The 22,204-nt window shown below is 56.8% G+C and carries 24 protein-coding genes, 1 tRNA gene and 2 pseudogenes; 16 read left to right on the top strand and 11 right to left on the bottom strand.

Annotated features, from left to right (window positions below):
• Window positions 1-63 precede the first annotated feature (63 nt).
• Window positions 64-687 carry a TetR/AcrR family transcriptional regulator gene (locus AC07UI_RS13975; protein WP_494993031.1) on the top strand — a complete coding sequence of 208 codons (624 nt, stop codon included), beginning with the start codon at window positions 64-66 and terminating at the stop codon, window positions 685-687.
• Window positions 688-699: 12 nt separating this feature from the next.
• On the top strand, window positions 700-1,227 hold the full coding sequence (mug, locus tag AC07UI_RS13970; RefSeq protein WP_494993098.1) for a G/U mismatch-specific DNA glycosylase: 528 nt from the start codon (window positions 700-702) through the stop codon (window positions 1,225-1,227).
• 143 nt (window positions 1,228-1,370) lie between these two features.
• Here the strand turns inward: mug and AC07UI_RS13965 are convergent.
• Window positions 1,371-1,445 (bottom strand) — tRNA-Gln (locus AC07UI_RS13965).
• Window positions 1,425-1,607, bottom strand: a pseudogene (locus AC07UI_RS13960) (hypothetical protein); the annotation flags it as partial. The gene AC07UI_RS13965 and the pseudogene AC07UI_RS13960, both read right to left, overlap by 21 nt.
• A 447-nt stretch (window positions 1,608-2,054) precedes the next feature.
• Between AC07UI_RS13960 and AC07UI_RS13955 the strand changes: the two are divergent.
• Window positions 2,055-2,489, top strand: coding sequence for a DUF1801 domain-containing protein (locus tag AC07UI_RS13955; RefSeq protein ID WP_494993097.1), 435 nt, complete (start codon window positions 2,055-2,057; stop codon window positions 2,487-2,489).
• Between the two features lie 139 nt (window positions 2,490-2,628).
• On the opposite strand, the gene AC07UI_RS13950 is transcribed toward AC07UI_RS13955, so the two are convergent.
• Together AC07UI_RS13950 and AC07UI_RS13945 are read right to left on the bottom strand one after the other, a co-directional pair.
• Window positions 2,629-3,984, bottom strand: coding sequence for a dicarboxylate/amino acid:cation symporter (locus AC07UI_RS13950; protein WP_494993030.1), 1,356 nt, complete (start codon window positions 3,982-3,984; stop codon window positions 2,629-2,631).
• Between the two features lie 106 nt (window positions 3,985-4,090).
• Window positions 4,091-5,146 (bottom strand): tartrate dehydrogenase, encoded by a 1,056-nt coding sequence (locus tag AC07UI_RS13945; RefSeq protein WP_494993029.1) that lies wholly within the window; start codon window positions 5,144-5,146, stop codon window positions 4,091-4,093.
• 137 nt (window positions 5,147-5,283) lie between these two features.
• Between AC07UI_RS13945 and AC07UI_RS13940 the strand changes: the two genes are divergently transcribed.
• Entirely contained in the window at window positions 5,284-6,207 is a 924-nt protein-coding gene (locus AC07UI_RS13940; protein WP_494993028.1) for a LysR family transcriptional regulator, read from the top strand.
• 101 nt (window positions 6,208-6,308) lie between these two features.
• Here AC07UI_RS13940 and AC07UI_RS13935 read toward each other — a convergent pair whose 3' ends face one another.
• Window positions 6,309-7,190, bottom strand: coding sequence for a LysR family transcriptional regulator (locus AC07UI_RS13935; protein WP_494993027.1), 882 nt, complete (start codon window positions 7,188-7,190; stop codon window positions 6,309-6,311).
• A gap of 102 nt (window positions 7,191-7,292) precedes the next feature.
• Here AC07UI_RS13935 and AC07UI_RS13930 point away from each other — a divergent pair, with 102 nt between their 5' ends.
• From AC07UI_RS13930 to AC07UI_RS13915, 4 genes and pseudogenes are all read left to right on the top strand, one after another.
• Window positions 7,293-8,363 carry an alkene reductase gene (locus AC07UI_RS13930; RefSeq protein ID WP_494993026.1) on the top strand — a complete coding sequence of 357 codons (1,071 nt, stop codon included), beginning with the start codon at window positions 7,293-7,295 and terminating at the stop codon, window positions 8,361-8,363.
• A 10-nt stretch (window positions 8,364-8,373) separates the two neighbouring features.
• Window positions 8,374-9,210 carry a pirin family protein gene (locus AC07UI_RS13925; RefSeq protein WP_494993025.1) on the top strand — a complete coding sequence of 279 codons (837 nt, stop codon included), beginning with the start codon at window positions 8,374-8,376 and terminating at the stop codon, window positions 9,208-9,210.
• Window positions 9,211-9,273: 63 nt separating this feature from the next.
• Complete coding sequence (locus tag AC07UI_RS13920) at window positions 9,274-9,858, top strand: isochorismatase family protein (RefSeq protein WP_494993024.1); 585 nt, start codon at window positions 9,274-9,276, stop codon at window positions 9,856-9,858.
• A gap of 99 nt (window positions 9,859-9,957) precedes the next feature.
• Window positions 9,958-10,122, top strand: a pseudogene (locus tag AC07UI_RS13915) (tautomerase family protein); the annotation flags it as partial.
• Window positions 10,123-10,152: 30 nt separating this feature from the next.
• Here the strand turns inward: AC07UI_RS13915 and AC07UI_RS13910 are convergent.
• On the bottom strand, window positions 10,153-11,028 hold the full coding sequence (locus AC07UI_RS13910; protein WP_494993023.1) for a LysR family transcriptional regulator: 876 nt from the start codon (window positions 11,026-11,028) through the stop codon (window positions 10,153-10,155).
• 187 nt (window positions 11,029-11,215) lie between these two features.
• Between AC07UI_RS13910 and AC07UI_RS13905 the strand changes: the two genes are divergently transcribed.
• Both AC07UI_RS13905 and AC07UI_RS13900 read left to right on the top strand, forming a co-directional pair.
• Window positions 11,216-11,641, top strand: coding sequence for a VOC family protein (locus AC07UI_RS13905; RefSeq protein WP_494993022.1), 426 nt, complete (start codon window positions 11,216-11,218; stop codon window positions 11,639-11,641).
• Between the two features lie 113 nt (window positions 11,642-11,754).
• Window positions 11,755-13,014, top strand: a complete 1,260-nt coding sequence (locus AC07UI_RS13900; protein ID WP_494993021.1) for a cation:dicarboxylate symporter family transporter — start codon at window positions 11,755-11,757, stop codon at window positions 13,012-13,014.
• Between the two features lie 178 nt (window positions 13,015-13,192).
• Here the strand turns inward: AC07UI_RS13900 and AC07UI_RS13895 are convergent, their stop codons facing one another.
• The 4 genes from AC07UI_RS13895 to AC07UI_RS13880 form a co-directional block, all read right to left on the bottom strand.
• Window positions 13,193-13,594, bottom strand: coding sequence for a DUF488 domain-containing protein (locus AC07UI_RS13895; protein ID WP_494993020.1), 402 nt, complete (start codon window positions 13,592-13,594; stop codon window positions 13,193-13,195).
• Between the two features lie 10 nt (window positions 13,595-13,604).
• On the bottom strand, window positions 13,605-14,324 hold the full coding sequence (pcsA, locus tag AC07UI_RS13890) for a phosphatidylcholine synthase (RefSeq protein WP_494993019.1): 720 nt from the start codon (window positions 14,322-14,324) through the stop codon (window positions 13,605-13,607).
• 443 nt (window positions 14,325-14,767) lie between these two features.
• The gene (locus AC07UI_RS13885) at window positions 14,768-15,049 is read right to left on the bottom strand and encodes a DUF3303 domain-containing protein (protein ID WP_494993018.1); all 282 of its coding nucleotides are present in this window, start codon (window positions 15,047-15,049) and stop codon (window positions 14,768-14,770) included.
• Window positions 15,050-15,308: 259 nt separating this feature from the next.
• The gene (locus tag AC07UI_RS13880) at window positions 15,309-16,136 is read right to left on the bottom strand and encodes an MBL fold metallo-hydrolase (RefSeq protein WP_494993017.1); all 828 of its coding nucleotides are present in this window, start codon (window positions 16,134-16,136) and stop codon (window positions 15,309-15,311) included.
• 53 nt (window positions 16,137-16,189) lie between these two features.
• Between AC07UI_RS13880 and AC07UI_RS13875 the strand changes: the two genes are divergently transcribed.
• From AC07UI_RS13875 to AC07UI_RS13860, 4 genes are all read left to right on the top strand, one after another.
• Complete coding sequence (locus AC07UI_RS13875; protein WP_494993016.1) at window positions 16,190-17,194, top strand: GlxA family transcriptional regulator; 1,005 nt, start codon at window positions 16,190-16,192, stop codon at window positions 17,192-17,194.
• A gap of 151 nt (window positions 17,195-17,345) precedes the next feature.
• Entirely contained in the window at window positions 17,346-17,879 is a 534-nt protein-coding gene (locus tag AC07UI_RS13870; protein WP_494993015.1) for a DUF3087 domain-containing protein, read from the top strand.
• 250 nt (window positions 17,880-18,129) lie between these two features.
• Window positions 18,130-18,915, top strand: coding sequence for a sulfite exporter TauE/SafE family protein (locus AC07UI_RS13865; RefSeq protein ID WP_494993014.1), 786 nt, complete (start codon window positions 18,130-18,132; stop codon window positions 18,913-18,915).
• 422 nt (window positions 18,916-19,337) lie between these two features.
• Window positions 19,338-19,508: a hypothetical protein gene (locus AC07UI_RS13860; RefSeq protein WP_494993102.1), complete on the top strand. Its 171-nt coding sequence runs from the start codon at window positions 19,338-19,340 to the stop codon at window positions 19,506-19,508.
• Window position 19,509: 1 nt separating this feature from the next.
• On the opposite strand, the gene AC07UI_RS13855 is transcribed toward AC07UI_RS13860, so the two are convergent.
• Window positions 19,510-19,671 (bottom strand): DUF2986 domain-containing protein, encoded by a 162-nt coding sequence (locus AC07UI_RS13855; protein WP_081729292.1) that lies wholly within the window; start codon window positions 19,669-19,671, stop codon window positions 19,510-19,512.
• Between the two features lie 309 nt (window positions 19,672-19,980).
• Between AC07UI_RS13855 and AC07UI_RS13850 the strand changes: the two genes are divergently transcribed.
• Window positions 19,981-21,075: an alpha/beta hydrolase gene (locus AC07UI_RS13850; protein WP_494993013.1), complete on the top strand. Its 1,095-nt coding sequence runs from the start codon at window positions 19,981-19,983 to the stop codon at window positions 21,073-21,075.
• A gap of 60 nt (window positions 21,076-21,135) precedes the next feature.
• The gene (locus AC07UI_RS13845; protein ID WP_494993012.1) at window positions 21,136-22,191 is read left to right on the top strand and encodes an alpha/beta hydrolase; all 1,056 of its coding nucleotides are present in this window, start codon (window positions 21,136-21,138) and stop codon (window positions 22,189-22,191) included.
• The last annotated feature ends 13 nt before the right edge of the window (window positions 22,192-22,204 follow it).

The raw sequence follows: 22,204 nt of genomic DNA, 5'->3' as shown, positions 1-22,204 counted from the left end.
TAATTTTGTGCGATGGTGTAAGAATATCCCCTCGCAAACCTTCATTCAAGGATTTTGTACAATATGGCACAAAAAAAGATTACAGAGGGGAAAGGCCGAGGCCGCCCCCGCGCGTATGACCCGCAGACAGCGCTGCAGCAGGCGCTTGGCGTGTTCTGGAGCACCGGATATTCCGGCGCTTCTCTGGATAGCATCGCCACTGCAGCCGGAATGAATCGTCCAAGCCTCTATGCGGCATTCGGTGACAAGCACGCGCTCTATATCAAGGCGCTGGAGCAGTATTGGGAGTTTGCCGTTGCTGCCATGCATGAGGCGCTGACGGACAGCGATCTGACATTGCGCCAGGCGTTGATGCGTTTCTATGAGGGGCAGTTGTCGATCTACTTTTCGGGTGACGGCCAAGCGCGTGGCTGCTTTGCGATCGGCACAGCGACTACCGAGGCCGTCGAGGATGCTGAAATACGAGAGGTTCTTTCGGATCGGCTCAGCAGGCTCGATGCCGATCTCGAAACGCGTCTACGAGCAGCAATCGATGCCGGCGAGTTGAAAGGCGATGTCGACCCTGCGGCCCTTGCCGTACTCGCGTCATCCCTGCTGCACAGCATTTCGATACGTGCGCGGGCGGGCAAATCCCGCGCAGAACTGACGGAGCTTGCACGCAATGCGGTCGGCGTGATCTGCGGATGAGAGGCTTTTATGGTGGGTGAAAGACTCGAAGATATTCTTGACGAGCATCTTGCAGTGATTTTTTGTGGCATTAATCCCGGAGTGACTGCCGCAGCCCTTGGGCATCATTTTGCGGGCAGAGGCAATCGCTTCTGGCGCACACTCCATCTCGCCGGCTTTACGCCGCAGGAAATACGCCCGGAAAACGATCGGACGATCTTGCAGTATCAGTGTGGATTAACGGCAGTGGTTGAACGGCCTACGGCGCGAGCGGATCAGCTGTCTTTACATGAATTTATCGCTGCCGCTGCCGATTTTGAACAAAAGATCGCGCGCTATGCGCCACGCTTTGTGGCTTTTCTCGGTAAAGCTGCATATTGCGCGTTATCCGGCCAACGAGAAATTACCTGGGGGCTGCAGTCAAAGACCTTTGGTAATGCCTCGGTATGGGTCCTGCCCAATCCTAGTGGGCGAAATCGTGCGTTCACGCTTGATCAACTGGTTGGCGCGTACCGCCAACTCTGTTTAGCAGCAGGCGAGAGTCGCTTTCCCCGGCTCTGAGAGGGGGAGGGGGCGGCTAGATGATTCTAAGATGACATAAGAACGCCGGGCCGGATCGGCATTGGCGTTCCCTGTAAAGACGATCATCCTGGACTCGCGCAATACCTGCCGGCTGAGTTACACCTGGATGACTATAAGGAAAATGGCAGGGGCGGCTGGATTCGAACCAACGCATGGCAGGATCAAAACCTGCTGCCTTACCGCTTGGCGACGCCCCTGTATCTGTTGCTACGAGTGGCCAGCACTCTCTTCCTGACTTTGCAGCTCGCGAGCAACATCGAGATGTTGCTTCCTTTCGCGACAAGCCCTGTAAGGGCCTCTGCAGGAGTGCGCGGAAATTTATCAACTTTCGCTTCGCCTGGGAAGACCCAAAACACACAAATTGGTTTGAAAACAGCTACTTATTGTTGATCGAGGTCAGGCGCGATCCTCTCGGGGACTTTTGAGCTTTCCAGTGGGAGCTGGAACGTCATCAGGTATCACGAAGGTTTCAAGGCGCTGTTGCCTGCATGAGAGTCCTGCTGATCAGGCTTATCGCTATGCTGTGCGATGGTACAGAATGGAAAACACCGTGAGCCGATCAAGACCGCTGCTGCTATGGATAGTCAGAAGTAATCCCCTGCGCTGCCAGCCATGGCGCTATGTGTCGGGGCAGTCTGCGAGGAGTTTCACGTGTTCGGTTTCACACGGATGTTCTTGCAAATATTTAACGTCTAGATAGAAATGTGCCTGGCTCCTGGACTGAATCGCTCCTGGTTTCATAGGCACTTCGGACTGTCCGCAAAGGGTCGAGGACGACAACCATCATGAAGAAGGCGGCAACCACCATGAAGACGCAGAAGATCGGCTCAAAGGAAGGAGAGGGGGAAGGCTCTGCCTCTCAGCTGATAGATGCGAGGATCGAGGAGCTGCGTGATTGGCGGGGCGAGACGCTTGCTCGGGTCCGAACGCTCATCCGGCAGGCCGACCCCGACGTGGTCGAGGAATGGAAGTGGAGGGGGGTTCCGGTGTGGTCGCACGGCGGAATCATCTGCACCGGTGAGACCTACAAGAATGTCGTGAAGATGACCTTCGCCAAGGGCGCCTCGCTGGAGGATCCTTCAGGTCTCTTCAACTCCAGCCTCGAAGGCAACACCCGACGTGCCATTGATGTCCATGAGGGCGACAGGATTGATGAAGACGCGTTGAAGGCGCTCATTCGCGCCGCCGTGGCGCTCAACACGTCGGTGCGAGCGGCCGCTCGCACCAGACCGGCTGAATGAGCTGCCCAGCGAAACCCTGATTCGGTCTCGCCGACATACTATTCCTTTAGAAGTGAGCTCAGGGACCGGTCCTCTTGAGTATCAACAAAAATCGAATATCCCGGGTGGTGATCGCTACAACTACACACCACCCGACGTCTTATGCCTGAGAGGCGCTTTTAAGGCCGGGCAACAAGGCGCTGGCTGCCGTCGATGAAGGAGCGGCGATGATGTCTGCCTGTACCGTCTCGGGCTTGTCCTCTTCTACTTCCCCATTAAGCGCCTTGTTCATCTTCACCGTGTCCAGCGCTCCGACCCATTTGGCGATGGCCATGGTGCCGACGCCATTGCCGATGGTGTTGGTGATTGCTCGCGCTTCCGACATGAACCGGTCGACGCCCAACAGTAGCACCATACCCGCCACCGGAATGGTACCGAGCGACGCTAACGTGGCAGCAAGAATGATGAACCCCGAACCGGTTACACCCGCAGAGCCTTTGGAGGTGAACATCAGCACCGCCAGTACGATCAATTGATCAGTGAGGGTGAGCGGTGTGTTCGTCGCCTGGGCAATGAAGATTGCTGCGATGGTGTAGTAGATCGCCTGACCGTCCGGGTTGAAGGTCAAGCCGGAGGGAATGATCATCCCGGCCACGGGCTTGGAAACACCGGCCTTTTCCATCTTGGAAATCATCTGCGGCAGCACCGACTCCGAGGAGCTGGTGCCCAGTACGGTGAGCAGCTCTTCCTTGATGAATCGCAGAAACTTCCACAGGCTGAAACCGCTGTAGCGGCAGATCGGGCCCAGCACGAAGATCACGAACACCGCGCAGGTCAGGTACACGCAGGCCATCAGCTTGCCGAGGGAGAACAGCGAGCCGAAGCCGTATTTGCCAATGGTGAAGGCAATCGCTCCGAATGCGCCGATAGGTGCCAGGCGCATGACCATGTTGACGATGCGGAACATGCCCTGCATCAGGCTATCCAGCGCATCAACGAAAACCTTTCCGCGTGGCCCCACCTGTGCCAGGGCAATGCCGAGCAGGATGGAAAACAGCAAAATTTGCAGCACATTGCCTTTGGCGAACGCGTCCACGATGGTGTCGGGGACGATGTTCATCACAAAGTCCATGAACGAGGCGTGTTTCGCTGCCGTGGTGTAGGTCGCCAGACTTGAGGTGTCCAGCGTGGCGGCATCGATGTTCATGCCTGCGCCGGGCTTGAACACATCGACGACGACAAGACCGACGACCAGTGCCAGTGTGGATACCACTTCGAAGTAGAGCAGCGCGCGAATACCGACACGGCCCAGCTCCTTCATGCTTTCCATGCGTGCAATGCCCGTGACCACGGTCAGGAAAATCACCGGAGCGAGGAGCATCTTGATCAATTTGATGAACGCGTCGCCGAGGGGTTTGAGCGCTGTCCCGGTTTCGGGAACGAGCACCCCGACGATTGCGCCGAGGATGACGGCGATGAGGACTTGTACGTACAGTTTGCCAAAAATTCTTTTCATGACAGGGCCCTGATTTTTTATTGTTGTCAGGAAATGCCAAGGGGTCGGATCGGTGATCGGCCCCCTGGCGTTGTGCCGCAGTACTACTTTGAATCCGCGAACAACATCAGCGGTCGATCAATTCGATCACCGCATCAGTGATCTGCCGGGTAGTGGCTTTGCCGCCCAGATCAGGGGTATGCAGACCGCTTTCGGTCACGGCCTCGATGGCAGACATCAATTGTTTCGCCGCTGCCGCTTCGCCGAGGTGTTCGAGCATCATTGCCGCCGTCCAGAACGTTGCGATCGGGTTGGCGACGCCTTTGCCGGTGATGTCGAAGGCCGAGCCATGGATCGGTTCGAACATCGAGGGGAATTTGCGCGATGGGTTCAGGTTGGCGGTCGGCGCGATGCCCAGGCTGCCGGACAGGGCTGCGGCCAGATCGGACAGGATGTCGGCGTGCAGGTTGGTGGCGACGATGACGTCCAGCGTCGACGGTTTGAGCACCATGCGCGTGGTAACGGCGTCGACCAGCTCCTTATCGATCTTCACGTCCGGAAAATCCTTGGCGACTTCGTAGAAGATCTCGTCCCACAACACCATGCCGTGACGCTGGGCGTTGGACTTGGTGACCATGGTCAGGTGCTTGCGTGGACGGCTTTGCGCCAGTTCGAAGGCAAAACGGTGAATGCGCTCAACCCCGGCACGGGTGAACACGGACACTTCGGTGGCGACTTCTTCAGGCAGGCCTCTGTGGACGCGACCGCCGTTGCCGGAGTATTCGCCCTCGGAGTTTTCACGCACCACCACCCAGTCGATCTGGTCACCGTTGTGCAGCGGGCTTTTTACCCCAGGCAGCACCCGAGCCGGACGCACGTTGGCGTACTGGTCGAAGCCCTGGCAGATTGGCAGGCGCAGACCCCAGAGCGAAATGTGATCCGGTACGTTGAGGGCGCCGACCGCGCCGAAGAAGATGGCGTCGAAGGTTTTCAGTTCTTCCAGGCCACCTTCAGGGATGTAGTAACCGTTTTTCAGGTAGTTATCGGAGTTCCAGTCGAAGTGTTTGAAGTCCAGTTCGAAACCGGATTTTTTCGACAGGGCTTGCAGCACCTCAACGCCTGCGGCGATCACTTCCACACCAATGCCATCACCGGGAACCGCAGCAATTTTGTAAACGCTCATCGTCAACTCCACTCTCGTTACGTTCTTGTTGTGCCTGTCGAACCGGACTGTCCAAGCAGGGTGTGAAGGGAGTATATGTAGTGAGCAAAGAGGTGTGAGTTACTCAAAATCACTACATACATAACTTTGAGTTACGAATGAATCAGTCATTGGATTTGTCTTTTTTCTACCTGCTGGCCAACCAGGGCAGTCTGGCTGCGACCGCTCGAGAGCTGGGTGTTACGCCGCCGGCGGTGAGCAAACGCCTGACGGCGCTGGAAGCCCGGCTGGGGATACGCTTGGTCAACCGCACCACGCGTTCGATGAGCCTGACCTCGGAAGGTGAGCTGTATTTCTCACATGCCGCTCGCATCCTGACGCAGATCGATGAGGTCGAGCAGCTGATCAGCAGCAGTCGGGCAACCCCCAAGGGCCTGATTCGCGTCAACGCATCGCTAGGGTTTGGTCGTCGCTACATCGGCCCGGCATTGGCCGCGTTCTTCGCGCTCTACCCCGAGGTGGAAATACAGCTGGAAATCAGCGATCACCCGCTGGACCTGGCGACTCACGGGTTTGATCTGGGCATTCGTTTCGGCACGCTGCCGGATGCCGCCTTCCACGCACGAAAGATCGCGTCCAATCGCCGTTTGTTATGCGCCTCGCCGCTGTACCTGGAAAAGCACGGCGTACCTCAACGCCTGGCGGATTTGCCGCAACACAACTGCATCTTCCTGCGGCAAAACGAAACACCGTACGGTGTGTGGAGTTTTACCAACGGTGGGCGCACGCAAAACATCAAGGTGCGTGGCGCCTTAGGCTGCAACGACGGTGAAGTGGCATTGAATTGGGCGCTGGAAGGCTATGGCATTCTGCTTCGGGCCGAATGGGACATCGCTCGTTATGTGCGTAGTGGTCGCCTGCGTCTGGTGCTGGAGGATCAGACACCGACCCGCGCGGATGTCTATGCGGTTTATCCGCAACAGTTGCACCTGTCCGCGCGGGTGCGCTGCCTGATTGATTTCCTGGTCGAACGCTTCAAGCACATCGACCACCTGGATGAGTCGGAATCGACACTCGACTGAAATACAAAACGCCCGATGCAGTGCATCGGGCGTTTGAGTGAAACAGGCAAACCTGTTTCAGGACTAGACATAGCGGCCTCGTTCTTTGCAAAAGGTTAGCGCTATGCATTGTCGAGTCGTTCGCGCAGAAACTCGATAAATCGCTGGGTTTTCGCCGGCAACAGCCGCGTCTCGGTGAGGGCATAAACCGAGATAGGTGTGGCTTGCCACTGCGGCAAGACTTTGCGCAGTGTTCCATTGGCAAGGTCTTGCGCAGCGATACCTTCCGCTAGTAACGCGATACCCAGATCAAGCGTCGCCAAACGTCGAATCATTCCCACACTGTTGAGTTCGAATCGCCCACCAATCTCAACTTCCACAGCCCCTTCATTGTTTGACAGCGTCCAGCGGTCAGCATGCGTCCCGCGCAACCGCAGGCATTCGTGGTTGGTCAGATCCGAGGGATGAGCAGGCTCACCGGACAGTTCCAGATAGTGGGGCGAGGCGTAAAGACAGCGCCGAAAACTGGCGAGCTTACGGGCGATCAGGTTCGAACTCGCAGGCTCTCCCATGCGAATGACCACATCGACCGGCTCACTCACCAGATCGACCTGACGCGGGGTCAGATCGAACTCGAAGCTGATACCGGGATAAAGCCGGGCAAACTCGGCAATCAGCGGCGCCAGGTAGATATTGGCGAAATCCACCGGGAGCGAGGCACGCAGTACGCCACTGGGTCGGGCAAGCATTTCCCCCAGCTGTTCATGGGCCAGCCTGGCTTCGTCGACGATGCGTTTGCATCGATCAAAGTACAGCTGACCCGCCTCGGTCAGTTCGATCTTGCGCGTTGTGCGGTGCAGAAGCCGTAATCCAATGGCCTTTTCCAGCCCACTTATTCGACGAGACAGCGTCGAGTTCGGCATCCCCATCGCCTCCGCGGCTCGGCGGAAGCTGCGAGCTTTCACGACCTCGACGAACAGAGCCATATCGTTCAGAAATTCCAATGCTATTGCTCCATCAGTGGATCAGTCATTTCAATTTTACCCGGTTTATCCCGGATTCAGATTGATCAATGATAGCCACATCGTTTACAGAGGAGCACCGCAATGAATTCGCTTTTTTCTCAAGTCCGTGTGGGTCGCTATAGCTTGTCCAATCGTATGGTCATGGCACCGATGACGCGCTCGCGTGCCGACGATGCCGGCGTACCAGGCGAACTGGTTGCGACTTATTACGCACAACGCGCCAGCGCCGGCCTGATCATCAGTGAAGGCGTGTTCCCCGCTGCGCTTGGCCAGGGCTATGTCCGTACCCCAGGCATCGAAACCGCCGAGCAGGTCGCCGCGTGGAAGCAGGTCACCGAGGCCGTGCATGCTCGCGATGGCCGGATCTTCATGCAGCTGATGCACTGCGGACGCATTTCGCACCCTTCGCTGTTACCTGATGGCGCCCAGCCACAGGCACCCTCCGCGATCAAACCCGCCGGCCAGACCTGGACCGCGACCGGCCTTCAGGACTTCGTCATCCCCCATGCGCTGAGCGTGGTGGAGATTGCCGCGGTCATCGAGGGCTACCGGCAGGCGGCGCGCCTGGCCATCGAGGCCGGTTTCGACGGTGTCGAGTTGCATGCCGCTTCCGGGTATCTGCCTGAACAGTTTCTCTCGACTGGCAGCAATCAGCGCACGGATGAGTACGGCGGATCGGTTGAAAACCGTGTTCGCTTTGTACTGGACGTGCTGGCCGCGGTATCGACGGAGATTGGTAGTGATCGGGTGGGCCTCAAGATCTCGCCTGAAATGAACTTCAACGACATCCTTGATGCCAAGCCGCAAGAAACCTACACCCATCTGGTCGAGCAACTTCGTGGGCTCAATCTCGCCTATCTGCACGTCGCATTGTTCGGGGCCAGCGTCGACTACCACGCGTTGTTGCGCCCACTGTTCGACGGCAGCTACCTGATCGGTGGCGGACTTGACCAACGCTCCGCCGAATCCCTGATCGCTGAGGGACGGGCCGATGCGACAGTTTTTGGCAGCGCATTCCTCGCCAACCCCGATCTGCCCGAGCGCTTTCGTGCAGGCGCCGAGCTTAATGTTCCGAACAAAGACACGTTCTACGCACCGGGCGCACAAGGGTATATCGATTACCCGGCCATGAGCCCGGCACAAAGCGCCTGAGGAAACAGCCATGACGACCGTCGCACGACTACAGCGTATGAATCACGGCAACCACTTCCGTGCTTTCACGCTGCGGGGAGGTCAGTCCGCCGAGCCCATCGACCCCTTCCTCGCGGTCGACCATGGCTGGATCAGCGGGCCAACTTTTCCACCACACCCGCATGCGGGGTTTTCAGCAGTGTCGTATCTGTTTCTCGATTCCGAGACCGGGATTGATAACCGGGACTCTCTGGGCAATCGCAACCTGATTCAGCCTGGAGGGCTGCATTGGACGGCGGCGGGTAAAGGTGTGGTGCATGAGGAAGTGCCCGCCGAGCCGGGCAAGACGGTACACATGCTGCAAATCTTCATCAACTTGCCGAAGGAGCGCCAAGCGGACGCACCGTTTGCGCTCAGTCTCGAAGCCCAGGATGTGCCCGTGGTGCGCTTGCCAGGGGTCAAGGTGCGCGTGCCACTGGGCAGCTTCGCCCAAGTGTCATCACCCATGTCGGTGCCCACCGAAGTGAGCGTGCTGGACATCTCTCTCGAGAACGGCGCTGAAGTCAGCGTGCCGATCCCCGAAGGCCATGTGGCGTTCGTGATGCCGATTGACGGCGAAGTGTGGGTCGATGGCGACCCCTTCAGCCTCATCGAACCCGCGCTGCCGGTGAAACTCCCGCAGCGTGACAATCGCGTGGTCAGGTTGAGCGCACCCAAGGGCAACGCCAAGGCCGTGCTGTTTTCCGGCGTCCCGTTGAATCAACCGGTGTATTGGCAAGGGCCGCTGGCGCTTGCCTCTTCAGAGGCGCTGGCCGAAGCCATTGACGGCTACCAGCGCGGTGCATTCGGAAAGCTGCAACCTCGTTGAATGATCGAAACAGTCCCAAACCCGGGGCGCTAGAGCCCCAACCTTACTGCCAGGAGAATCATCATGCCGTACGAAAAATTCAGTGCCGACAATGCCGCCCTGCTGTTGATCGACCACCAGGTGGGGACCATGGGCTGGGTGAAATCCATTCCCTTCGAAGAGCTCAAACGCAACGCGCTGATGCTCGCCAAGGCGGCCAGCATTCTGAAACTTCCGGTGGTCTTGACCTCCAGCATGGAGGAGTACGCTCAGGGACCGCTGCTCAGTGAACTGGAGCAGATTCTGCCCGCCGAGTTCGCTTCCCGCGTCAAACGCCTGGGTATCGTCAACGCCATGGACGATGAAAACTTCGCCGCCGCCGTCAAGGCTACGGGTCGTAAAAAACTCATCATTGCCGGTGTCACCAACGACGTGTGCACGGTCTATCCGGCCCTGAGCCTGGTGCGCGATGGGTATGAAGTTCAGGTGGTGGCCGATGGTGGTGGCTCACCGACCGTAATGGCCGATGACATCGCCCTGCGTCGGATGGATAAAGGCGGCGTGACGCTGACCACGACCAACCAGCTGATTGCGGAACTCGCCGGAAGCTGGGCGACGCCAGAAGGCGGACAATTGGTGCAGGTACTGATGGAGGCGCTTCAAGGCTAAAAGCGTGCCTGGATGTGTCCGGTTCCCCAGGCCAGGTCCAGGCCGCCACCATCAATCATTGCAAGCAATTCGGTATTGCGCGTGATCCTTACCTCAAGACTTACCGCCGGCCGCCCCCGCGATAACACGACGAAACAGCGCTTCTTTCATCATCTGGTCGAGAAGTTGAACCAGTCACCGGGCCTTGATCCAGAGGACGTCATGGTGGTTATTAGCACGACCGCGGCGGATGAATGGTCCTTCGCCGGTGGGCGGGGCAATTAGTCCTGGGGACGGATATCGGGCAGGTTTGGCTCAGGGCCTGTTCTGAACCTGCTCACCAATAAGCTGGGCCAGTATCCTGACTGGCTCGGTGAAGCTTTGCCGAGACCGATGCACGAGACCGATATCACGATGGAAGGTGTGCTGCCCCAGATCAAGGGCGCGCACCCCGGTGGGCCAGTCTTGATGAGTCGCGGTCTGAGGCACCAGGGCTACGCCGACACCATTGGCGACCAGTTTGACGATGGCCTCCAGTTCATCCAGCTCGCATACCTCACGCAAGGTGAAATGCGTTTGTCGCAGGAAGCGGTCGACTTGCCGGCCGCCGAATGATGATCGGTCATAGCGAATGAACGGCTGGCTGGAAAGCAGTTCCGACCAATCCTCTCCAGGAACATCGCACGGAACGATCAGCCGATAGGGTTCGAGTGCCAACGTCGTCCAGCGCAGATCGCTTTGAAGCGAGAAAGGGGGGCGAATGATCGCCGCCATGTCGATTTCGCCCGCATCCACCAGGTTGACCAATTCCATTGATAGACCCGGGATCACACGGGTTCGGCATTGGGGGCATTGTTGGTGAAATTTGGCCAGCGCGTCCGGTAAAAAAGAGCGCTGCACGGAAGCGATTGCGCCGATGTTCACCAGGACACTGGCGGGGAGCCCGACCGTTGTGGAGCCCAGGCTGTCATAAAGTCGAAGCAACTCCTGCGCCTGCAGGAGTATTTGATGGCCCATCCTGTTCAGGTGGGCCGAGCGTCCCTTGCGGTCGAAAATCTCGAAGCCGAGCTCGGCTTCCAGGCGTTGCATCTGGGCGCTCACTGCGGCCTGGGTAAGACCAATCTTGTTCCCGGCAGCGGCAAAGGTGCCTTCCCGCGCGACGGCTATAAGTGTTTTCAGTTCTTTGATCATTCACAAATATTAATTGTGTTTCTAAGAAAAATATATTGATTTTTTTGCTTGGTCTGTACCTCTAGGATGACCCCATCCACTCCGTTCAAAACCCCGAAGTTTTTGGACGGTGCTCAAAACCGTCGGACGGGCTTAATTCGCTGTTCCGATTTTATAAACCTATAAAAACACCGCAATTGGAGTTCTGATGAGCCTCTCTCCCTTTCACCTGGCAATCCCTGTTTATGACCTCGCGGCAACCCGCACCTTTTACGGTGAGGTGTTCGGACTGGAGGAGGGTCGTTCCAGCACGCAATGGGTCGACTTCAACTTCTATGGCCACCAACTGGTCATTCACGAACACCCCAAGACGGCTTCCCAAGAGAGCGTCCATAGCAATCCGGTAGACGGGCATGACGTTCCTGTTCCGCACTTCGGCATTATTCTGGGCTGGGAACAATGGGAAGCGTTGGCCGAGCGCCTGAAGTCCTTTGGTACCGAATTTGTGATCGAACCCTACATTCGTTTCAAAGGGCAGGTTGGCGAGCAAGCCACCATGTTTTTGTTCGACCCGTGCGGTAATGCCCTGGAATTCAAGGCCTTCAAAGATATGAGCCAGCTCTTCGCCAAATAACAAAAGTAATGGCACAACAGCGTTGTGCCATTTGATCTCAAGTGAGCTGGAAGCTCATGAATCTAGCTACTGCCTCGTAACGCAGAACATTCATTCCAACAAGAAGGCTAGACATGAAACGTATCCCTTTGGTTTGGCAAATAATTGCCGGGCTTTTGCTTGGCGTGCTCGTCGGTTGGTACTTCAATACACATCCGCAGTATCAATTGTGGGTCAGTACTGAAATCCTCAAACCGCTTGGCGATATCTTCATCAAAATGATGAAGATGGTCGTTGTTCCAATCGTGTTCTGTTGCATGATTCTGGGCATCGCAGGAGGCGGTGATAACAAGTCTTTTGGTCGTATGGGCCTGAAATCGCTGGGTTACTTCTTTGCGGTTACCGGTCTGGCCATTGTAATGGGCTTGTGCTTCGCGAATATTTTCGAGCCTGGAACAGGCACTGACATTTCGGGAATCTCGCACAGCAGCGCCTCGATGAACCTGGAGCCTTCCAAGGGCGCCCTTGTCATCTTGCAGAACATCGTCCCCGATAACGTTTTTGTAGCGATGTCGGAAGCGAAGCTGTTGTCGGTGCTGTTCTTCGCGGTGCTGTTTGGCCTGGCATTGAACTCGCTCCCCAGAGAGAAAAGTGCGCCGGTGGTTGCGGTGATTCAAGGTATCTCTGATGCAATGTTCAAGGTCGTCTCAATCGTCATGGCTTATGCGCCGATCGGTGTATTTGGCATGATCGGTGCCACCGTTGCGACCTTTGGCTTTGCCTCGCTGTTGCCTTTGCTCAAGTTGATCGGTGTGGTTTACCTGGCACTGATTCTCTTTGCTCTGGTGGTGCTCGGCGGTGTCTGCTACCTGATTGGCGAGAATATTTTCAAGCTGATCAAGTACTTCAGGAATGAGCTGATTCTGGCTTTTTCGAGTGCAGCATCGGCGGCCGTAATGCCGCAGTTAATGAGCAAGCTGGAGAACTATGGCGTTCCACGTCGCATCGTCAGTTTTGTGGTGCCTGTAGGGTATGCATTCAACCTGGATGGCGCGTCTATCTTCCTCGGCGTGGCGACCATTTTTGTCGCACAACTCTATGGTATCGACCTGTCGCTGTCTCAGCAGATTCTGCTGGTGGTCACGATGGTGCTGACGTCCAAAGGTGCTGCCGGGGTGCCGGGGTTTGCCATCATCATCCTTTCCGCCACATTGGCGTCTGCCGGTCTTCCATTGGAGGGGGTAGCACTTATCGCGGGTATCTTCAGGATTATCGATAGCGGCACCACCACGCTGAACGTGCTGGGCAATGCGATTGCACCCTTGGTCATTGCCAAATGGGAAAGAGCAACGCTTGAGCCTTCAAGAGTCGAGCGAGTAGCGCAGAAAGCATAGCTACCCGTGAAGAGCCATCGGCCATCAAACGCCCATGGCTCTTCTTGTTTTCGTAGGCCAACAATAAATCTTTATGCCTTTTCTCTTTGCCGGGCTCTGAGCTATGCAGTCGGATTTTCAGAGGCTGATTTCGTGCTTCAAATACCCGAAGGACTTGACCCGGCGAGTGCCGCTCCGACTACGAGGCTTCAGGCGGCACAACCTGTGCTCCACGAGCCCTCAGCAGTTCGCGTAGCACCGAGCGATGGCAGTGGCGCTCATCCTCGCAGTAGCAGCCGATGGCCAGCGATGTCTGATGGGACAAGGCGCTCAACAGATCAAGCAGTTGGCTGGGGGCCGAATGGTTCATCTCGGCCTTGAACCTGCGCCGAAAGGCTTCCCAGGCTTTTTCGTCTGCTGCGGTTTTAGCTTGCGCTATCAGTTCTGCGCTGGGGGACAGGAGGGGGAGCCAGGTGTCGTAAAAGTCGCGGCTGGCGAATTCGCCCTTCGGTACGCCACGCGGTGGCCGGCGTACTGTACCCAGGCGCAGACCTTCATGAGGTGTTCGGGGTGAACCGAGTCGCACGATATGGATAGGCATGAATGCTCCTTTACTCACGGGATCCGTCGAACCCGTCCAGGGCCGTGCGCCAGATGCAGACCCCCAGAAAGTAAGCCGACATTGCCAGCCACAGCCCCATCACCAACGGGTTGATGGCGGGATGGTTGAGCACCAGTGACAGGCTGCACAGCATCCAGATGGACGTCACGGCAATGTTGATCGGCATGAACCGGCGCACGCGGAACGGGTGAAGGAACTTCATTCGGGTCACCGTCAACAGCGCCAGGCCGATGATGGTGAGCAGCGTCAGCCAGGAGGGTGGGGCAACGATGTAGAGGCACAGGGCGACGACGTTCCATGTGGCGGGGAACCCCTGGAAGTAATTGTCGTTGCTCTTCATGTTGACGTTGCAGAAGCAAAAGAGCGACGAGACCAGGATCACTGAAGTGCTCGGCAACGGGGTGTAGGCGGGCAAGTCGATGTAACGGTAGATGAACAGGGCCGGGATGAACACGTAGGTCAGGTAGTCGATGACCAGATCCAGCACGGATCCGTCGAAATGCGGCAGTACCGTCTGGACATTGACCTTGCGCGCCAGCCAGCCGTCCACACCATCGACGATCAGGGCTACGCCCAGCCACAGCAGGCAGGCTGTGGGCTGATTATCGAACAAGGCGAGAGTCGCCAGGAAAGCGATCACCACTCCGGTGGCGGTAAAGCCGTGGGCACCCCAGGCTTTGAGCCTGGCCACACGTCGCGTCGATATCAAGGGGCGTTCTCCAGCGAATGAAACAGGCCGGTTACCACCACCGACGGGGTCACCGGCAAATCTGGATGGGGTGCGGCTATCGACCGGATATCCGGCGACAAGGTTTACCTGCGCTCAAACGACCCGAAGTCGACACTCAGTAAACATAGCCTACCTTTTGCCACCCTCTGATCCACCGGGCATCACATTAATCGCTCGCCCACGGCACGCCTGGGATTCGGCATGGCGGGACCTTCTCACCTGCATCAAATCCTGCGCTGAAATACGCCCAGCGCCAATGGCAGCGACCTACGGTGCAGGAGTGGGTCAAACTGCAACGTCCTGCGATGTAGTCGGGATACGCGTCGTTTGAAGCTACCTTCAATGGGAAACGGGTGCGCCCATTAGCCGGTCTCAAGTGCTAATGGGTGCCCCTTTTTGGTCAGCGCCTTTTCAGCCGCAGATTATTGCTTGCCGATTGCTGCTGCCAGTAGCGGAGCTGCCTGCTCATCGGTCAGTGCCGGGAGAATCTCCATACTGATGAGGTCACTCCACTCGAGTACCCATTTCTGTATCAGCGCAACATCACTGGCCTCTGCGACGCCAAAACCAGTCATGCGTCCTACGGCGTGCCAGCGTCCCAGCATGGTTACGCCTGCGGGTGGAGCTCCACCTGTTTTGAGAAAACGCTCGATTGCGCTATTGCGACGTTCGGGACTGATCGACCAACTGACGATGTATAACATCTGCCACCTCCGGATAGGGATTGGCACCTGTTCTTCTTTTCGCGTACCGGGCGGGCGCCGCGACCACGGCCACGCGTCTGTTCCCGGCCCGCACCCTGGCCAGCCTGAAACGACTTCTCCCATGGGAAGGAATAGCAGCCTCTGCAACCCCGCGTATGACCGCTGATCCTCTTTCCTTTCATCTGAAACAAATCCCGAGCGCACCCATCACGCTTCAGTGCTCCATAACCGTTCGCTGTACTGTGCCCATCGGTAGGGGCTACGAAACCCGCAGCGATTCAGGATGAGGCCGCTGCGTCTCGCGGTCGGGAAGGGTGACGTTCAATCTCTCGCCATCTGCCGGAATGCGTAAGCGTGATTCAACCCCCGCGTGTCGTGCCGCATCGGCCAACGTCTTGCGGGTCACGGGGCAATGGCTGAGTGCTTCCAGATGGTTGGCGATGACGAGGCCCGGCACCAGTCTGGTGAATTCGAGAGCTTCATCGAGGCCCATGATGATGTCGCCTCCCAGATCGAATCGGGCACCGCCGGCGGGAATGACGCTAATGTGCGGCCGATGCCGCGCCACGAACTCCCTGACAGTAGCGGTCAGTAATGTATCTCCACTGAGGTAGAGACTGGGTTCGTCCGGTACTTCGATCAAATACCCGACACCATGCTCCATCAGTTTGCCGACCAGCCCACTTCCATGGGTGCAACGGACGGTTCGGATCTGGCCGCCGAGAAATGGATTCGGTTGCTCATGATCTTTCGGCAAGGATTGGACGTTCAATCCGCGATCGCTCAGATAACCGGCATCGTGCGGCGTACAGATCACCGGGATTCGTTTCTCTCGTAACCACTTTTCCCCTGCTCGATCGAGATGGTCGAAGTGGCCTTTCTGGCAGTGGGTAATCAAGCAATGGGTCACCGATTCGAGCGCTTGTGCTGCCGATTCCGGCAACTCGACCATGGGGTTGCGTTGCCTCGCGCCGAATAGACGCAAGGGCGGCAGTCCATTTTTGGGGGCGAGCATCGGATCGATCAGAATTCGATGGGGGCCCAATTCCACAATGATTGTCGCGTTGCGAAGTTGATGGATATGCATGGCGTGGCCTCTTGGAAGAGGCTTGATTGTGTCTATACGTTTAACGGCGGAGAATGGCATGCCAAGACATAATCAGTTCATTTTATGCCATGACCAAAATACATCGAATCGGCTTGCTGCTTTTCCCGCACTGCATGCCAGCAGGGTTGTTTGCATTTTCAGACTTGCTTAACGCCGCCAATCGCCTGGTAGGTCACACGCTTTTTGAAACTCGCTTTGTCGCGTTGCAGACAGGGTTGGTCGAGTGCGCTCAAGGCGTCTCGTTGCAGGTGAACGAAACGCTTGGGCAGGCTGATCTGGACGCGATTCTGGTGCCCGGTTTCTGGGCTGAATCGGCATCGCAGGTAGACACGATGATCGGCGAAAGCGGGGCTCTGATATCGGCGTTGGCGACACGCGCGAACACCTTGATGCTCTGGAGTTATTGCAGTGGCGTAAGCCTCTTGGCTGCGAGCGGTGGGCTCAACGGGCAGTCTGCAACCGTGACGTGGTGGCTGGCAGAGTCGATGGCCCAGCGTTATAAAAAGGTGAAGTGGCAGACTGAGCAGAACTGCATTGTGAACGACCGTACCGCCACGGCATCTGGCGTGAATGGCTACCAGCCAATCGCACAGGCATTGGTAGAGCGCTATGTCAGTCCGGACGCGTTGCATCATCTGATCAAGTTAATGGTGCTCCCACGCCCCGTGCAGACCCATGGCGTCTTTCAAGCCATGAGCATGATCGAGCAGTCCTCGGTGTTGTTGCGCAAGTTACATGGCCTGGTCGAGCAGTTGCCCGCGCAAGAGATTACGGTGCAGCGGCTGGCTGAGCGACTCGGTATGGCTCAACGCACCCTCGCGCGCAAGGTGATGGGCAAAACCGGGGTTCCGATTGCAACCTATGCGCGCCGTATCAAATTGAATCAAGCCAGCGAACGTCTCATTCTCACCTCATCGTCGGTCAGCGCTATCTGCGCCGAGCTGGGATTCAGCAGCGATTCGAACCTGCGGCGCATGTTCAAGGAGCTTACGAAGCTGACGCCCCTGGAGTACAGGCAGCGGTTCGGGCGCTTATGACCCGGGTTGTGGCAACTGGGTTTTGACCACGTTCACCCCAAGGCAACGTCCAGGAAAGGTGGGCCGATTCATTAAACGTGTCAGTGCCCATCGCTACGGGCAATAATGCCGCGCAATTTTAAATTCAACTCAACGGAGTCCTGCAGCAGTGATGTTCGAGATCAAGCAGATGAGTCCTGAGACCTATCGACGGCAAACGCGCCGCAGCACACTGATCATTGCCCTGATCTTCGTGCTGCTGGCGATGGTGCTGTCCAGCGTTGCCGTGATGCTGGCAGGCGAACCCGGTGGCGATAATTTCCGTTTGAATCTGGGCGGGGTTGTTGCCGCGCTGGTGCTGAGCGTGGCGCTGATTCGGATCAAGTTCTGGTCGCAGCCATGGATGGCACCGGCGGTTTACGGCTGGCAGCTCAAGCGTAGTCTGATGAGCATTACCAACGCCATGCATCAGGTCACCGACGGCGTGCTGGCCGGTGATCCGACGGCGATGAAACTGCTGCGCTTTTATCATCTGGGGTTAACGCAGATGCACCAGCTGGATGGCAACTCCAGCGCCCTCAGCCAGATGGTGCGAGAGATCGACCAACACAAGGTGTGCATGGAGGCTCTGGCAATCGATACCGAGCAGTACCAATTGAACCCCGCCTGGCTTGCGGCGGTGAAGAAGGCCGGTGCGGCGAAGTAAACGCCGCGATCAGCGCCTGCACGCCTGCAAGGCCGATGCTATCCGAAGCGGGCGCGTGGATGTGGGCTGCGGCTATGGCGATGCAATTGTCTTGAGCGTATCGAGGTCTGGCGCAGAGCTTGGCGGAGTATCAGGTGCGATAGAGAAAAGGTTATAAAGTAAGATCGTATCGGTATAAATGATTATAAGAAAAATCGCTATGCTGCTGGCTAGATTTTTTGTAGTCGCGCTTGATTTGTAGGTCGTGATAATGGAATTCAGTAATATTGGTTTTGTGGTTGCAGGCTTGGTTGTCGGGTTTGTTGTCGGCATGACCGGTGTGGGTGGCGGCTCTTTAATGACGCCCATTCTTTTATGGTTTGGCATTAACCCGGCAACAGCAGTCGGGACGGATTTGCTTTACGCTGCAATCACTAAATCCGGTGGCGTACTGGTTCATAAAAAGAACAAAAATATTGACTGGACTATTACCGGCTGGCTGACGCTTGGCAGTGTGCCGGCGGTAATGCTTACCCTGTGGTTTTTGAAGAATTTACATACTGACCCCCAAGCGATGAATGCAATCATCAAGCAGGCATTGGGCTTTGTCTTGTTGCTGACCGCGCTGGCCATTTTCTTCAAGAAGCAGTTACTGGCATTGGCCCATAAGCATGCCGGCGATCGCTATCACCTCAGCGGCTCGAGCTTGAACGTGCTGACCGTGGTCACTGGCATGATACTCGGCACAATGGTGGCATTGACCTCCATCGGTGCCGGCGCCTTGGGCACTGTGGCGCTCTTTATCCTGTACCCTTTTCTGGCCACCAAGCGTTTGGTCGGAACAGAAATCGCACACGCGGTGCCCCTGACGCTGGTCGCCGGTCTGGGCCATGCGAGCATGGGTAATATGGATTGGCATCTATTAGGCTATCTACTGATGGGGTCACTGCCAGGGATTTACATTGGCAGTCATTTATCCGGCCGCATTTCTGACGAAGTATTGCGTCCTTGCCTGGCCGTCATGCTGATTTTTATTGGTTCCAAGCTGGTGTTTTGATCCCGTTGCCATACTCACCCCGAACATCGTCCGCATCGGACTGACCTGAAACACATCGCGCTGATTTGCTGACCTGATCAGATACGACAAAGCCCAGTCTGGTACTGGGCTTTGTCGTATCTGGGATTCGTGCAGGCCGAAAAAGAGCCTCAAAGCTCTGATGGGCGAAGAAGAACCATTGAGGCTCAAGATGTTCGTGGAGCGAACGGCAAGCTTGGTAGGCGTTCAGATCACTCACCACCCACGCAGCTGCACGGAGCATTCAAGCGGCTATGTGGAGTCATCGCAGGAAGGTGGCTGGTCGCGCTCAAGTACCGCTAGTTGAATGGGGCGCGATTCGTGCCGATACCGGTGAGCGTGTAGTGGTCTAATGATTCCGGACACCCATTTAGGCGAGAATACCCGCCAGATAGAGGTGTCTGATGACCAAGCAACGTGGTTCCTTTTCCGCTGAGTTCAAACGCGAGGCCGCAGGCCTGGTGCTCGATCAAGGCTATAGCCATATTGAAGCCAGCCGCGTCCTCGCGGTACGTGCCATCGGAATGCCTAGCCCAACCAGATTTGTAAATTCCGGTGGTTCTCAGGATGCATAGATCAGCTTTCAGAAGAAATGATTGAGTCGTGACTGGATTCAGCCGCCAGCTTCAATCGGTCAGCTTTACTAATGTATTTAGACTTGCTTGGCGGCGCCAATTTGGCACTAGCCTTTTTGGCGTGAGCCTTTAATAACTGCTTTATTTTTTTACGACGATTCATATGTTTCTACTCGGCTTGTAAATTCTTGAATGATATCAGCTTAAAATATTGAAACAGATCCCTGTAGCACGCTCTTAGTGAATCGCCCCTGGTTTCCTGGACGCTTCCGAATGACCTTTTGGGCCGATAGCTGCCTGTCGTAAAGGGCATCTATTGACCCAAAATTGTCATTTCCGCATGTGGCGAGCTTTTCAGTTTACTAATCGAATTTATGTGAATTTGGTATTAGTGCTATGTGATTGGCGCGCTTTATCGATTAATCGTTGAAAGGTAATTTGCATCTCGGCGATATCAAATCGAGAGCAAGCCATGATTCAGAGCTTCATCCGCAAAAGCATGCCCGCCACTGCAAAGGCCGGCAGTCTTTGTTTCGCGCTAGGTGCCAGTGCGTTTGTCAGCGCTGACGGTCACCCCCCGCTGATCATCAAGGATCAGGGCAGCCTCATTGCCGGCGGTGGGTTGATCACCCAGCCGGGAGCCTTCGACCCCTACAAACCCTTGATGCCCGATGGCCAGACCTTTCACGGCGACCATGTGTATGCGTTCTATCAGGTTCCCGTCGACGCTCGTCCGCTGCCGATTCTCATGCTGCATGGCGCGGGGCAGTCCGCGAAGTCCTGGGAGACAACGGCCGACGGCCGTGAAGGGTTCCAGAACATTTTCCTGCGGCGAGGATTCTCCACGTACCTGATCGACCAGCCGCGCCGTGGCGATGCGGGACGCAGCCTGGTTGAAATGACGATCAAACCAGTGCCGGATGAGCAGCTGTGGTTCAATCAATTCCGCATCGGCCTGTGGCCCGAGAGCTTCGAAGGCAGCCAGTTTCCACGTGGGCAGGCGGCGCTGGAGCAGTTCTTTCGGTCGATGACGCCCAACACCGGGCCTTACGACATTGACGTGGTATCCAGTGGCGTTTCCGCTCTGCTGGAAAAGACGGGGCCGGCCATTTTGTTTACCCATTCTCAGGGCGGCGGCCCCGGTTGGCTGGCGGCGATCAAAAGCCCTAACGTGCAGGCCATCGTAGCGTTCGAACCGGGCAGCAGTTTCGTGTTTCCAGAGGGGGAGGTGCCCGCGCCGATTGCCAGCGCGTTCGACACGCTCTCGGCTCAGGCCGTATCGGCGGAACAGTTCAAAGCACTGACCCAAATCCCCATCGTTGTTTTCTACGGCGACAACATCCCCGACCAACCGGTTCGGTTGCCCGCCCAGGACAGTTGGCGTGCGCGGCTCGAGATGGCGCGCCTGTGGCGCGATACGGTGAATCGCCATGGCGGTGACGTCACGCTTGTTCACCTGCCGGAGATCAATATCAAGGGCAATAGCCACTTTCCTTTTTCGGATATGAACAACGTCGAGATCGCTGATCTGGTTTCGCAGTTTCTCGCTGAAAAAAATTTGGATTGACCAAGCGCGTGGCGATATCGGCCACCCCTCTCACAAACTTGAAATGTCAGGAGTATTCCTATGATGCGAACCACGCTGAAGGCCACATTGATGGCTGCCATGATCGGGATGTCGGGCGTCGAAGCCGAGGCTGCGGACTACAAGCAGAATCCATTCACTTTGACCTACGGTGGAGCGCTGACCAGGAACGAACCGGGTAAGGTCAATATCCATCCGGTCACCTACAAACTGGATGGCCTGGACATTGCCGCCAACGTTTACACCCCGGCGAACTATGATGCGGCGAAAAAATACCCGGTCGTCGTTGTGGCGCACCCCAATGGTGGGGTGAAGGAGCAGGTCGCGGGCCTGTATGCCCAGCGTCTGGCGGATCAGGGCTACATCACGATCACGGCGGATGCGGCGTATCAAGGGGCCAGTGGTGGTGAGCCGCGCAATGTGGACAAACCGGCGCATCGCATCGAAGACATCCATGGCATGGCTGACTTCATTGCCGGTTATCCCGGCGTCGACAGCAAGCGTCTGGGCTTGCTGGGTATCTGCGGTGGTGGCGGTTATTCATTGGCGGCGGCGCAAACCGACAAGCGCTTCCAGTCGATTGCGACCTTGAGCATGTTCAACTCCGGGCTGGTTCGCCGTAATGGCTACCAGGATTCGCAGCTGTCGACGATTCAGGAACGCTTGCAGCAGGCGTCGGCGGCCCGCGCCCAGGAAGCGGCGGGTGGGGAAGTTCTCTACGTCGGTGATGTCAAACTGACCGATGAACAGATCGCCAAGCTGCCGTTTGATCTGTATCGACAGGGCTTCGAGTATTACGGCAAGACCCACGCTCATCCCAACTCGACTTTCCGTTACACCCAGAGCAGCCTGATGGACCTGATGAGCTTCGATGCCACGGATCAGATCGAGCTGATCGACAAGCCGTTGCTGATGATCGCGGGCAGCAAGGCCGACAGCCTGTACATGTCGCAACAAGCCTTTGCCAAGGCCACCGGTACCCAGGACAAAAAACTTTTCATCATCGATGGCGCGACGCATATCGACACCTACTGGGTGCCTGCGTATGTGGACGTCGCAATGGGCCAGTTGACCGCGTTTTACGCCAGAACGCTCTGACTTGAAGGGGTAC

It is taken from the genome of Pseudomonas sp. GW821-FHT04C07 (genome assembly GCF_059420325.1).
This window is presented reverse-complemented; position numbering and strand designations above follow the sequence as displayed.